9 protein-coding genes are annotated in these 14255 nt (G+C 64.0%); 2 read left to right on the top strand and 7 right to left on the bottom strand.

Annotated features, from left to right (window positions below; translation table 11 throughout):
• Position 1: 1 nt before the first annotated feature.
• On the bottom strand, positions 2-1876 hold the full coding sequence (locus tag KR767_RS08070; RefSeq protein WP_250878761.1) for an MFS transporter: 1875 nt from the start codon (positions 1874-1876) through the stop codon (positions 2-4).
• A gap of 131 nt (positions 1877-2007) precedes the next feature.
• Between KR767_RS08070 and KR767_RS08065 the strand changes: the two genes are divergently transcribed.
• Both KR767_RS08065 and KR767_RS08060 read left to right on the top strand, forming a co-directional pair.
• On the top strand, positions 2008-3495 hold the full coding sequence (locus KR767_RS08065) for an RICIN domain-containing protein (protein WP_250878760.1): 1488 nt from the start codon (positions 2008-2010) through the stop codon (positions 3493-3495).
• 251 nt (positions 3496-3746) lie between these two features.
• Positions 3747-5705, top strand: a complete 1959-nt coding sequence (locus KR767_RS08060; RefSeq protein ID WP_250878759.1) for a ricin-type beta-trefoil lectin domain protein — start codon at positions 3747-3749, stop codon at positions 5703-5705.
• Between the two features lie 15 nt (positions 5706-5720).
• Here KR767_RS08060 and purD read toward each other — a convergent pair whose 3' ends face one another.
• The 6 genes from purD to KR767_RS08030 all read right to left on the bottom strand — a co-directional run bounded on the left by purD (position 5721) and on the right by KR767_RS08030 (position 14114).
• Complete coding sequence (gene purD, locus KR767_RS08055) at positions 5721-7001, bottom strand: phosphoribosylamine--glycine ligase (protein ID WP_250878758.1); 1281 nt, start codon at positions 6999-7001, stop codon at positions 5721-5723.
• 133 nt (positions 7002-7134) lie between these two features.
• Positions 7135-8499: an AMP-binding protein gene (locus KR767_RS08050; protein WP_250878757.1), complete on the bottom strand. Its 1365-nt coding sequence runs from the start codon at positions 8497-8499 to the stop codon at positions 7135-7137.
• Between the two features lie 14 nt (positions 8500-8513).
• Positions 8514-9083 (bottom strand): L-threonylcarbamoyladenylate synthase type 1 TsaC, encoded by a 570-nt coding sequence (tsaC, locus tag KR767_RS08045; protein WP_250878756.1) that lies wholly within the window; start codon positions 9081-9083, stop codon positions 8514-8516.
• A gap of 1 nt (position 9084) precedes the next feature.
• Positions 9085-11613, bottom strand: a complete 2529-nt coding sequence (locus tag KR767_RS08040) for a DNA topoisomerase I (RefSeq protein WP_250878755.1) — start codon at positions 11611-11613, stop codon at positions 9085-9087.
• 104 nt (positions 11614-11717) lie between these two features.
• The gene (dprA, locus tag KR767_RS08035) at positions 11718-12851 is read right to left on the bottom strand and encodes a DNA-processing protein DprA (protein ID WP_250878754.1); all 1134 of its coding nucleotides are present in this window, start codon (positions 12849-12851) and stop codon (positions 11718-11720) included.
• A 108-nt stretch (positions 12852-12959) separates the two neighbouring features.
• Positions 12960-14114, bottom strand: a complete 1155-nt coding sequence (locus KR767_RS08030; RefSeq protein WP_250878753.1) for a LysM peptidoglycan-binding domain-containing protein — start codon at positions 14112-14114, stop codon at positions 12960-12962.
• Positions 14115-14255 lie beyond the last annotated feature (141 nt).

Genomic DNA, 14255 nt, shown 5'->3' with positions numbered 1-14255 from the left:
CTCAGGCCTTGTCGCCTCGTAGTTCGACCACGCGCTGTTCCAGCACGACGGCGTTCGCACTGCCCGCGGGTAGCGCCGCGCCACCCACCAGCTCGATGCGCGACCAGAACCGGCGCGGCAGGCGGGCACGATGCAGCGCATCGTCGCGACGGCTGAAGATGCTTCCCCACATACCCCGCAGGGCCAGCGGCACCACGGGTACCGGGCGACGCGCCAGGATGCGATCGACGCCAGGCCGGAAGGGTGCGATCGAGCCATCCTTCGTCAACGCCCCTTCGGGGAACACGCAGACGACTTCTCCCGCAGCCAGCGCCTGATCGATCTTCTCGAACGCCTCTTCCATCAAGGCTTCGTTTTCGCTGCGGCCAGCGATGGGAATCGCTTTCGCCGTGCGGAACACGAAGTTGAGCACGGGAATGGAGAATATCTTGTAGTACATCACGAAGCGCATCGGACGGCGCACGCATGCCATCAGGATCAATGCATCCATGAAGCTGACGTGGTTGCACACCACGAGCGCGGCACCTTCATCCGGAACGTTCTTCAGTCCATCCACCCGCACGCGATAAAGCGTATTCACCAGCACCCAGGTGATGAACCGCATCATGAATTCAGGCACGAGCGTGAAGATGTACACGGCCACCGCGATATTCATGAGGCCGGTAATCAGGAAGATCATCGGCACATCCAGGCCAAGCAGTGTCAGGCCGATACCGAAACCAGAGGCAATGCAGATCAGCAACGCATTGACGATGTTGTTGCCGGCGATGATGCGCGACAGCTTGTCGCGCTGTGCCCGGCTCTGCACAAAGGCAAACAACGGTACGACGTAGAAACCCGCGAAGGCACCGATCATCGTCAGATCGAATGCCACGCGCCATGCACCCGGCGCGGCAAGGAAACCCTTCCAGTCGAGCATCACGCCGACGGGAAGCGTGGGATGGGCAAAGAAAAGATCCACGGCAAACGCGGTAAGGCCGAAGGCGCCCACCGGCACAAGGCCGATCTCCACGCGACGCCCCGACAGGCGCTCGCACAGGAGCGAACCGATGCCGGTACCCAGCGAGAACAACGTCAGGGCCAGCGTATTGACCGAGCCATCGCCGCCAAGGATATGACGCGTGTAGTTCGGCAGCTGCGCCACCATCACCGTGCCGAAGAACCAGAACCAGGAAATGCCGAGCACCGCATTCCAGATGGCGCGGTCTTCATGCGTGATCTTCAGCACACGCGAGGTTTCGCTGACCGGATTCCAGTTGAACTTGAGATCGGGTGCCGTGGCCGGAGCAGCCGGAATGGCGCGACAGACCAGGTAACCCGTCAGGGCAATGAGGATGGTCGCCGCCGATGCCGCCAGTGTCCCGTAGCTCGGAATCAGCATGAGCGAATTGCCGACGATCATGCCGATGAGCATGGCCAGCTGCGTACCCGTCTCCACGAGGCCATTGCCCCCTACCAGTTCGCTACGCTCAAGCGCCTGCGGCAGGATGGAATACTTGATGGGACCGAACACCGTGGAATGCATGCCCATCAGGAACAGCACCACCAGCAGAAGCGAAACATGATGCGTGAAAAAGCCAACGGCGGCGATCGCCATTGCCAGGATTTCGAACAACTTAACAAAACGGATGATCCGGGCCTTCTCGAATTTCTCGGCCAGTTGCCCCGCCGTGGCGGAGAACAGGAAATACGGAAGGATGAACAGCGCCGGCGCAAGATTGGTGTAAAGCGACACCGTCTTGTCCGAAAGTGCCATCTGGAAGGCCACGAGCATGACCATCGCATTACGGAATGCGTTGTCGTTGAACGCACCTAGTGCCTGGGTCCAGAAGAATGGCGCGAACCGGCGCTTGCCAAGGAGGGAAAACTGGGACATGCCGTGCGCAGCCTGATGGTTTGGAAGCAGTGTATCCCAGAGGTCCGGCATCACGGCAAGGCATACACCGACAGACGCCGTGGCCATGGCGCCGGAGACTGCATGCCCCAAACAACGATCAAGGAGCGATCATGCCCACTTTGCAAACCCCCAGGGCCATTCTGGCCGCACTCGCCACTACAGGGTGTCTGGCCGCAAATGCGGAGGATGCCCGCCTTCCATCTTCCGCCTATGTACCGCACATCGAGATACGCGATGGTGACGCTTTCGAGGGGAACCGGAGCATCCATCACGACATCGTGGTCGTACGTGATGTCAACCGGTACAGGGATGAGAAGGTCATTCTCGTCCGCTCCACCGTCCAGCAGCGGCCTTCTTACGCCGGCCTGGTCTGGCCTTTTGACGAGCCGGAGCACGAATATGGCATAGCCCTGAGCATGGCGGACGCTTACCACGTCTGGACGCAAGTCGTGGCGCCGGGACTGCCTGGCGACCAGGTAAGGCTGGTCCGTCAGGCGCCGCGATCCGATGGTGCTACCGACCGCACGATACAGGACAAGATCAGCTTCAATACCAGTATCGGTATAGGAACCGGGGTCGAAACCAATGGCCCCCTGGCTAAGGATGGCGGCCTTTCCCTGGGCAAGCTACCGATCAGCTTCACGAGCGGGTTTGAGAAGTCGACCGAGCGTACCGTCAGCATGACGCTGAAAGATTATTTCACGGATAGTTTCGTCACCAGAACCGACTACTCGCAGGTGGCAGCGTGGGCGTTCCGCCTTGCTCCCGATATTGCCAACGACCTGTGGTACTCGTATTCACACTATCGCATTGGTCCAGGCTGGCTCTACAACCTCGCCAAGTTCACACCCATGATGCGGCAGGCTGCCATCGAGGTTGTGTCGGAATGGCGAATTCCAGGCAACTATGAAGGTCCGGTATACATCTGGACAAACAGTCGCGTTGACTCGCGCACCCGAAACGGTCAAGCCGGCGCCAACTTCGTGGAGCGCGACCCGACATCTGAGGTCAGTCATCTCACGGAAGTGGACATGGCGACGCCACAACTCGCCCGGCAGCAGGTCGTCAGGCTTCAGTCGCTATCCGGCAATGGCGATTGTCTCACCCAGAAGCACACGGACAAACCCGCGATCACGCTGGAATCATGCACCTCGGGCGATGTGATGCCCGAACAGCAATGGTATCTGGATAACGACAGTACTTATCGCAATCGTGCGAGCGGCATGTGCCTCGCCGCCGATGTACTCGGCGGAGGTGCCGTAGCCGAGGCATGTGATGGCGCCATGCTCAACAAGCAATGGGAATGGCGCGCCGACCGAATCCACTCCCGTTTCATGGATGGCGGCGCATGGCGCCTTTATGTGCGTGACGGAAAGCCCATGACTATCTTCGACCCTGTCAGACATCAGAACACCCCCAGCAATCCGTTTCATGCATTGCTGAAGCCATGGTCGTCATATCCGCACGCGCCTACCCAGGGCGATGTGGTGCCTGCCCTTGTCGGAACCTCACCCCCGATATCGCAAGGCCTGCTCAGCTACAAAGCCATAGGCAATGACGAGCGCTGGCAGCCGGTTCCCGTCGATTCAAGTCGTTAAGCTCACCGGCTGACGAGCAGCCCCTGCATCATCCGTCATGCCCGGGCACGAGGCGGCGTTCATCAATGGTGGCGTCGCCTCATTTTTTATCCGGAAGGTTCGCCATCGCGTTAACCCACGCCCTATCGTAGCCATCATGCACCCTACAGCGTAGGCGCCGAGCCCTCCTTCACTTTAGGAGTTCACCTACAGTCGTGACCGGGCGATGTAGGCAATCTAAGCCTACCCACCCCCACGCCAAAGGATTGGCTATGAAACATCGATACCTTACCCTGGCCGTCGTCACCGCCTTGTTCCTGCAGACTCCCCATCTCGCAGAAGCCGAAGCGGCCCCTATCTCAACCGCACCATCCCCGGCAGCCCTCTCGGCCGCACTCAGCCCTGGCTCTACGCCTCAACACGCCGAGGCCTGGATCAGGGAAAACCTGAAACAGAACCTCGTATGGCTCGACGAGAGTGAACTGGTGCATGCCGACGTCCGCACACAGGTCAACGAGGCACTCGATGCAGGATTCTTCATCCTGCTGACGAACAAAGACACCAGTCATCCCGTGGATACCCGTACCTTCGGCTTCCAGTCCGATACGCTGCGATCCATTTACCACCGGTCCGTCGACGGCGAGCTCGAAGTCGGCTCGGTAACCGACGACATGGAACCGGCCGAAGCGGCGGATTTCCTGGGCAACTGGATCATCACCCACCAGCGGCCCGGCACCACCGGATCACCGTTTTCCCGCCAGTTCGATCCCGGCGCCAACCAGCTTGTCGGCTCATCCCTGACGAGCAATCTCTACAAACCGTCGGCTCAGATCAATCAGAGCAAGGCCTTCGCCGGCGGCAGGGAAATCGGTTACGCCATCACCGTGACACGCGACGTTGCAGGTGGCGACAGGAAAATCATCACCGTCAAAACCTCCGTCGTACAAAAGCCCGTCCTGAGCGGAGCCTATGTCGATGGCAAGGACGGCAACGTCAGTAAAGGGACGCACCTGTGGATTCCGGCAAGCTATAACGTCCTGACGTCCGTCATGCCCGTCGGTGACACGGTCAAGGTGGGCCTCGGCATGTATGAACCCACGGCATCCGGTCCAACCGCTCAGGCTCATTCGTGGAGTATCAGTACCCCGGTATCGGAAGGGTCGAACATCCCGAGTCAGATCGCAGACTTCCTCAGCGGGCTCGCGGCCGGTCCAAGTGGCGCCATTGCAAAGCTCCCTGTCCTGTTTCCCCAGGCAGACACTGAGACCAGAACGCAATCGGTCACCATGACGCTCAAGGATTACAGCGTGGCGGCTACGACACCGCTTGCCACTGATGGGGGGCGACAGGTTTTCTGGAGTTTCAATCTCGCCCGGAGCATCTACGAGAGCGACAACTGGTTCGGAACGAAAACCTTTTCCATGGAAAAGGCCACGCCCATGATGGAAGTGGCGCATCTACAAACCATCTCAAACTGGATCGTGCCCGGTGACTGGAACGGTGTGCTCGACATCACGACCCGAAGCACCGTTCGCAACCGGCTGTACACCGATCGCAGCGGCCGTCCGCCGTGGGGACAGTCCCATCCGGCCAGGGAGCAGAACGATCACCACGAGTCGGATATCAACCTGACCTTGCGCATCGATCTGGATTCGCCCTTCCTGACACGGCAACCTACCGTTCGCCTGCAATCCATGTCTGGAAACAAGGGCCTGTGCCTGGCTCAGTCGGACAGCGACAGGCCGGACGTCATCATGCAATCGTGCGAAAGCGGCACCCATGGCGCCCATCAGCAATGGTTTCTTGCGGAAGATCACACCTATCGTAATCGTGGCAGCGGCAAATGCCTCACGACCAACCCGGAGAACGGAGCCATCTCCGCCCAGACCTGCCAGAGCAGGCTGGGGCAAAAATGGAAATGGTCAGCCGACCGGCTCTATTCAGAGTTGAACGGCGGCAACGAATGGCGCCTGCACCTGCGCGACGGTTCGCCCAACGCATCGTTCGACGCGAACCTGCACGAGGTCACGCCACCCAACAGGTTTCATCCGCTGCTACCGCCCTGGGGCGCATATCCGGCCGCCCCGGCGAGTAACGACATCATTCCCAACCCGGGCGGCGTGGTTACCTTGCTCCCCCTGCCAAGCCACTGGGCATGGGGCACCACCAATTACAAGGCCGTGGGCACCGACGAGCGATGGAAGGTGCTACCGATCCACCACGGACTGTGATGGCCTGACCCTCGCTCAACGCGACAATGCACGATGAGCGATATCACGACGGTGGAACGCATCGGCAAAATGGATGCGTTCCACCGCCGCATAAGCCTTCTCACGCGCGGCACCGAGATCATCGCCCAGGGCGCACACCGTCAGCACGCGACCACCCGCTGTCACAGGACGACCCTCACCATCGGTGGCGGTACCCGCATGGAACACTTTCACGTCCGCACCGACATCTACATCGGCACCGGTAATGACGTCACCGGCCCGTACCTTGCCCGGGTACCCGCCCGCAGCAAGCACCACGCCGAGCGACGGACGCTCGTCCCACTCTGCCTCTACGCGACCGATGTCACCGTCAAGCGCGGCTTCGATCAGATCGACCAGGTCAGACTTCAGGCGCAACATGATCGGCTGCGTTTCCGGGTCGCCGAAACGCACGTTGAATTCGATGACTTTCGCAGCGCCGCTCTTGTCGATCATGAGACCAGCGTAGAGAAATCCAGTGAAAGGCGCGCCATCGGCGGCCATGCCGGCGAGGGTGGGCTCGATGATCTCGCGCATGACGCGGGCGGAGACCTCGTCGGTGACTACCGGCGCCGGTGAATACGCGCCCATGCCGCCGGTGTTCGGACCCTTGTCGCCATCGTCGCGACGCTTGTGGTCCTGGCTGGTCGCCATCGGCAGCGCACGCTTGCCGTCGGCAATGACGATGTAGCTGGCTTCCTCGCCATCGAGGAATTCCTCGATGACGACGCGCGACGAGGCATCGCCGAAGGCCTTGTCGCCAAGCATGTCCTGCAACGCCGCTTCGGCTTCCTCCAAGGTCATTGCCACGACGACACCCTTGCCGGCGGCAAGGCCATCGGCCTTGATCACAATCGGGGCGCCCGTTTCACGCACATGCGCCAGCGCCGGGGCCAGTTCGGTGAAAACGGCATAGTGCGCCGTGGGAATGCGATGGCGGGCCAGGAAATCCTTGGCGAATGCCTTGCTGCCTTCGAGCTGCGCGGCGGCCGCGCGCGGACCGAAGCAGCGCAGGCCTTCGGCCGTGAAGCGGTCGACCACACCGGCGACCAGCGGCACTTCCGGACCGACAACGGTGAGGCTCACGCCTTCGGCCTTCGCCAGGGCCACGAGGCCATCGATGTCCGTCACGGCCACGGCCGCGTTGCGGAGCTTCGGCTCGGTGGCGGTGCCCGCATTGCCCGGCGCCACGATCACCTCTTCCACGCGCGACGACTGCGCGATCTTCCAGGCCAGCGCGTGTTCGCGACCGCCGCTGCCGATGACGAGGACTTTCATGAGGGGACTCCAGGCCGGGTAATCGCCCATTCTACCCGCCCACCTGTAGGAGCGCGCCTGCGCGCGACCGGGGCACGACGGGGTCTGTCGTTCGGATGCGTTACGGCTTTACCGGTCGCGCGCAGGCGCGCTCCTACAGGGTGGGGTGGATGAGGGCCAGGAGGGCGCCTCTGGGCAGCTTGCCCGTTTCGTTACGCGGCAATTCGGCCACGAAGCGCAGGGGGCGCGGCAGGAAGACGGGATCGACCGCGCTGCGCAGGGCGTTCAGCACATCTTGTTCACCGAGACCGGGCGCGACCACCAGCCCGGCGATGCGGCGGATACCGGAGGTGTCGGCCTCGTCGAGCTGGAACAGCACGCCGTCGCGCACGCCTTCGATGGCAAGCAGGCGCCGGTTGAGGTCACCCAGCGAGGCCCGCTTGCCTGCGATCTCCAGCAGGTCGGTGTTGCGGCCACACAACCGGAAACGCCTGCCCTCGTCATGCAGCGTGACGATATCGGCCAGCACGATCGGCTCCGCCAGTTGCGGTGCCTCGACCTGCGTGCCATCGGGCTGCGGATGCAGCGAAGCGCCCTCGTAAAGCAGCCAGTCGTCGTCCGTCGAGGTGCGCCGGCTGGCAAAGACACAGGTTTCCGTCGAGCCAAACACCTCGTACAGCGGCGCACCGAAACGGGCCTCGGCCGCCATCGCCAGTTCCCGTGGCATGGGGGCGGTGGCCGATACGAACGCCGCCAGGGAAGGAAACGCCACTCCCGACTCGACGAGCGCGCGCAGGTGTACCGGCGTGGTCACCAGCACCCGCGGCTCCGGCAGCTGCGCAAGGGCGGCGGCCACGTCCGCAGGAAAGAACGGGCGGCCGGCATGGATGCCGACTTCGGACAGCAAGGGCATGAGCACCGAGGTCTCCATGCCGTACATGTGCTGCGGCGGCACGGTGGCAACGCTGTGAAAGCCGTCGCCGATGACCTTGCGCAGCATCCGTTCGTTGCCTGCATTGCTGGCGACGAACGCCCCCCAGGTTTTCACGTTGGGCTTGGGACGCCCGGTGGAACCGGAGGTATAGCCAATCGCGACGATGGCATCGGCGGCAATGGCGGGCACCTCGCCATAGGCTGGCACGCTTTCGTGCAGCGTCGGCATGCGCACATAGCCGAAGGGCGCCGGCGCAAGCGCCAGATCGCCAATGGCGTAGGCACCGGCATGCTGCGCCATCACTTCGTCCACGGCATGGGGCGCGCGCGAGGGCGGCAGAAGATTGATCTGACCTCGTAGGATCAACGCAACGAAGGCTACGAGGAAGGCGTAGCGGTCTTCGCAAAGATTCACCGCAGCGCTGGCATCGGGCAGGCTCGCCGCCACCCGCTGCGCGTGAGCAAGAAATTCGCCAGCGGACACGGCGCGGCCATCCCTCCACGCGACCACACGCGACGGCGGGCCGGCCAGCAACGGCAGACGGGGCGCGGCAGCACGCCCGGATGATTCATAGACGATCGACAATGGCGCCCTCCCCCTCAGGTGCGGATCATAGCCCCGCTCAGGGCGTCGCGGATGGTGCTGGGGCGATCCAGGCCGCCCAGCGGCGCGTCGAGCGCCGCTTCCAGCCGTTCGCCGAAATACCGTTCCAGCGTCGCCACATCGCGCGCGGGCGGCTGTCCATGGGGATTGGCGCTGGTGGACACCAGCGCCCCGCCAAAGGCCTGGCAAAGCGCCGCAGCGGGCTCGTGGGACGTCACCCGCAGGGCAATGCCATCGTGCGCACCAGCCACCCAGGCAGGAACGTGGGCGCTGCGCGGGAATATCCAGGTATTGGGACCGGGCCATGACGCCCGTACCTGCGCCAGCACCTCATCGGATACCCGGCCGAAGTCGATGTACGGCCGCACCTGCTCGAAGTCGGCGGCAATGAGTAGCACACCCTGGGTGGGCGGGCGCTCCTTCAGCGCGAACAGGCGATTCAGTGCCGCCTCGTCGTGCGGATCGCAGCCGAGGCCGAACACGGCCTCGGTGGGATAGGCCAGCACGCCGCCTTCGCGAAGGAAGACGGCCGCATCGCCGACGGAGGAACGATCAAAGCGACGCATGTCACTCGGCCGCCGGAGTGGCCGCCTTCGTGGAGGCCTTCTTCGCCGCCGCCTTCTTTACCGCCGTCTTTTTGGTCGCAGTTTTCTTCGTGGCCGTCTTTTTGGCGGCCGTTTTCTTGGTTGCGGCCTTCTTGGTCGCCGTCTTCTTCACCGCCGCTTTTTTCGCCACCGGCGCCTTCTTCGCCGCCGCCTTCTTGCTGGCCGACTTCTTGCTGGCCGACTTCTTCGTGGCCTTGCCGCCACGCGGCTTCTTCACCGGAGCGGCGGCCAGCAGTTCCAGGCATTCGGTTTCGGTGAGCGTTTTCGGATCGCGATCCTTCGGGATGCGCGCGTTCTTCTCGCCGTCGGTGATGTACGGGCCGTAGCGGCCGTTCAACACCTGCACGTCGTTGCCGAAATCCAGGATGATGCGATTGGCGATGGCCTCGAGCTTTTCCTGCACCAGCTGCGTCGCGCGCGGTAGTTCGATGGTGTACGGATCGTCTTCCGGCTTGAGCGAAGCATAGGTGCTGCCCTGCTTCACGAAAGGCCCGAAACGGCCGATGCCGACGGTGACGTCCTCTCCGTTTTCCGCCTGACCGAGGTTGCGCGGCAGCTTGAACAGCTCCATGGCCTCGTCGAGCGTGATCGTGTGCATGCTCTGGCCGGGGCGCAGGCTGGCGTAGGTGGGTTTGTCCTCGTCGTCCTTGCTGCCGATCTGCGCATAGGCGCCATAGCGGCCCAGGCGCACCGACACCGGCTTGCCGGACTTGGGATCCGCGCCCAGTTCACGCGCGCCCGTGGCCTCGCTGCGATCCACGCTTTCGGTCTTGTCGTCCACCAGTGTCTTGAACGGCTGCCAGAAGCGCTCCAACAACGGCACCCACTGCTCTTCGCCACGGCTCACCGCATCGAGCTCGTCTTCGAGGCGGGCGGTGAAGTCGTAGTCGACGTACTGCGTGAAGTGGCCCGAAAGGAACTGGCTCACGGCACGACCCACGTCGGTGGGCTTGAACCGGCGGCTGTCGAGCAACACGTACTCGCGGCTCAGCAGCACCTGGATGATGCTGGCATACGTGGACGGGCGACCGATGCCGTATTCCTCGAGCGCCTTCACGAGGCTGGCTTCGGAATAGCGCGGCGGCGGCTCGGTGAAGTGTTGGTCGGCGGCGATGGCCGACACCGGCACGACATCGCCCTGGGTCAGGCGCGGCAGGCGACGCTGTTCTTCGTCGTCCTCGCCCTTCTGGTCGCGCCCCTCTTCGTAGACGGCCAGGAAGCCCGGGTCGATGACGGTGGTGCCGGTGGCACGGAAGGCCGAGTCGTCGACCGGGAACTCCACCGACACGGTGTTGAGCGTGGCGTGGACCATCTGGCAGGCGACCGTGCGCTTCCAGATCAGCTCGTAAAGCTTGCGCTGGTCGTCGTTGAGGAACGAGGCGACGCTGCGCGGAATGCGCATGGCCGAGGTCGGACGCACCGCCTCATGGGCTTCCTGTGCGTTCTTGGACTTTGACTTGTAGACCTGCACGGCGTCCGGCAAGGCGGTCTTGCCGTATTCGCGCCCGATCAGGTCGCGCAGCTCGGCCACGGCATCGTCCGACAGTGCCACCGAGTCGGTACGCATGTAGGTGATGAGACCCACGTTGCCCTCGCTGCCGAGGGACACGCCCTCGTACAGGCCCTGGGCCACGCGCATCGTGCGGCTGGTGGAGAAGCCGAGCTTGCGGGCGGCCTCCTGCTGCAACGTGGACGTGGTGAATGGCGGCGCAGGGCGGCGCTTGCGCTCGCGGCTGGTGACCTCGCCCACGATGAAGCGGCCACCGGCAGCCTTCTCCAGGGCAGAGCGGGCGGCCAGGGCGTCGGTTTCGTTGGTGAGGTCGAACTGCTCGAACTTCTTGCCGTGCAGCTTGACCAGGCGGGCCTCGAAGGCGCCGTCCTGGTGGGTAAGGCTGGCCTGGATCGTCCAGTACTCGCGGGCCTTGAAGGCTTCGATCTCCAGTTCGCGCTCGACGATCATGCGCAGGGCCGGAGACTGCACGCGACCGGCCGACAGGCCGCGCTGCACCTTGCGCCAGAGCACCGGGGACAGGTTGAAGCCCACCAGGTAGTCGAGGGCGCGGCGGGCCTGCTGGGCATCCACGAGGTCGTGGGACAGCTTGCGCGGGTTGGCCACGGCCTCCTTGATGGCCTTGGGCGTGATCTCGCTGAACACCACGCGCTGGACATCCTTGCCCTCGAGCAGGCCGCGCTCCCTCAGGATCTCGCTGATGTGCCAGGAGATGGCCTCGCCTTCGCGATCCAAGTCGGTCGCGAGGTAGATGCTGGTGGCCTTGCTGGCCGCCTTGGCGATGGCATCCACGTGCTTCTCGTTGCGGTCGATGACCTCGTAGGCCATCGCGAAGCCGTGGTCAGGATCGACCGCGCCCTCCTTCGGCCGCAGGTCACGGACGTGACCATACGACGCCAGCACCTGGAAATCCGTGCCCAGATACTTGTTGATCGTCTTGGCCTTGGCGGGCGATTCGACGATGAGGAGGTTCTTTGCCATGCGCTGATCGATTCCGGAATATCGCCAGGGACCAGAGTGGACCCTAGCGTGTGTATATATTTAGTTGGAAACATATCGCCGGGATGGCTGTCAAGCCGTGGCGATCAGACGACGCGCTGGTAGCGGTTCCCGGGCAACGTAGCGATCTCGCCTTCGAGCTCCAGCATCAGCAGCATCGAGGAGAGGGCTCCGGGGGATAGACCGGTGACGCCCACCAGGGTGTCCAAAGAAGCGGGATCGTAACCCATGGCGTCGAGGAGGCGGCGATATTCCTCATCCTGGCGCCAGTCGAACGGCCCTTTCCGGGCCTTTGGCGCCCCCGCGGCCGGGGGATCGAGCCGGCGGCGCAGCTCGGCGCCCAGCTCCATGGCGGCCGGTGCCAGTGCCGCCAGAATCTCATCGGGACGCTGGACCAGCCTCGCCCCGTCGGCGATCAGGGCATGGCAGCCCTCGGCCAGCCGGTTGTGGATGGAACCTGGCAGGGCGAACACCTCCCGGCCCTGCTCCCCCGCCTGTCGGGCGGTGATGAGGGAGCCGGAATTCACCCCCGCCTCGATCACCAGCACGCCCAGCGACAGGCCGGCGATGATGCGATTGCGCTGCGGGAAGTGAAACGCCTGGGCATGCGTGCCGGGCGGATATTCGCTGACGATGGCACCCTGCTCCGCGATACGTCGGGCCAGGGCATGGTGCTTGCGCGGGTAGACCCGGTCGGGGCCGGTGCCGATCACCGCGATGGTGGGCTGGCCGGCGTCCAGTGCCGCCGCATGCGCCGCCCCGTCCACGCCGTCGGCCAGGCCACTGGTCACCAGCAGGCCGCCGCTTGCCAGCTCGCTCGCAAACCGGGCGGCGTTGGCCAGTCCGGGAGCCTGCGCCTGCCGGGCGCCTACGATGGCCACCTGGGGGTGCAGCAGCAGCGAGGCATCGCCCTTCACGAACAGCGCTGCCGGGGGATCGGGCATGGCTTCCAGCTGGGGCGGGAAGTCCTCGTCGATGCAGCGGAGCAGGCGGTGGCCGGCTCCCTCGATCCATGCCAGGTCGGCTTCCAGGGTCGCTTCGTCGGGATGGGCGAGCCAGCGGCGCCCGTCTTCGTCGAGGGCTTCTTCGTGCCGTTGCAGCCAGGCCAGCAGCGGACGTGCCCCGCCGCGCACGACAAGGCCTTCACGCAGGCGGCGGGCACTCAGCCCCGGGGTACGCAGCAAAACGAGCCAGTCGCGGAGATCGGTGGAATCGGTCATCCGGCCAGTCTAGGCGAGCCCGGGGCCACCCGGGGCACCCGCGCCAGCCGCCACGGGACTGGCGCAAGGCCGGCGCAACGGGTCAGCCTTGCCCGCAGGCGAAGCGCTTCACTCAGGAAGCGACAGGCGGTCGCCACGATGAACCGGACGGAGCGCGTCCATCACCAGGGCGTAGCTGACATGGTCGAAGGTGCGGAAGACCATCAGGTGCCCGGCAAACTCGTCGGGCAACTGGACCGACGGCGAGCTGTCGCGCCGGTAGGTGTTGCCCCCCACGTCGTCGGCGATGCTGTCACCCTGCGCCATGATGGTGAAGGTCGTACCGTTGTCGACGCCGTCGGCCGAACCGGCCGAAATGGCTACGACCTGCATGGCGCCGACGGCATTCTTGGCATCGCTGAAGGCGATCACACGCGGATCGGCCGGCATCGATTTCGGCGCATGCGGGTAGAAATACGGGTCGTAAGGCTTGTCGTCGACCGGCATCAGGCGGTCGCCCTTGCGGACTTCCAGCGTCGAATCCACCAGTACCAGGCTGGCCACGTCACCCTTGGTCGCGATCACTTCGGCCGTGCCGATCACCGAAACTTCCACGCCACGATCCTGGCCGGTGCCCCAGTGGGTATCGTGGATGGTGTCTTCCATCCAGGGCGAGGGATAGGCCGTGACATCGTCGTCCAGTTCGTCGGCGACGAAGGAACCCTGGCCCGGCCGGGTCAGTTCATCCACATGGCCCTGCCCCTCGTGCTGGCGGAAACGCTGGGTGGGTCGGACGATGGCCCAGCGCTGGCCCGGCTGTGCCGAGTCGAGCTTGCGGGCATACATCTTGTTGCCGGGCGCGGCGCGCAGGCGGTTTTCCTCGAAGCCCACCAGGTAGGGCGCGCGCTTGACCGAGTCGGCACTCATGACCCTCAGTTCCTTGAGGAAGGTACGCAGATTCGCCAGGGGAATGGCCGAAATGGGCTCTCCCTCCGGGCGCACACGTGGCTCCAGGCCGATGCGCGGCGTATTCGTGCCATCGAGGGACAGGTTCAGCACGTCGCCGGGATAGATCAGGTGAGGGTTGCCCACCTGCGGATTGGCCTGCCAGATTTCAGGCCAAAGCCATGGCTTACTCAGGAACTTCGCCGAAATGGCCCACAACGTGTCGCCCTTGCGGACCGTGTAGGTATCGGGATGCCCGGGGCGCAGCTGGGATGCGGCCGCGTAGACGGCCACGGTAAAAAACATGCCGCCCAGCAGCATGGCGAACTTCTTGATCATGGTGGGATTTCCCCCTCCCCGGTGCTGTGGCGAGTTTAGCTGAATCGACCACGCGCGCACTACGCAGACCGCTCGCCCGGCCTGCCGCTCACGCGTAGAATAGGCGGCCATCCTACAAGGTCCATCTGCTTGGATTTCGCC

Origin of the sequence: Luteibacter anthropi (genome assembly GCF_023699965.1) — a bacterium.
Classification (GTDB): Bacteria; Pseudomonadota; Gammaproteobacteria; order Xanthomonadales; family Rhodanobacteraceae; genus Luteibacter; species Luteibacter anthropi.
This window is presented reverse-complemented; position numbering and strand designations above follow the sequence as displayed.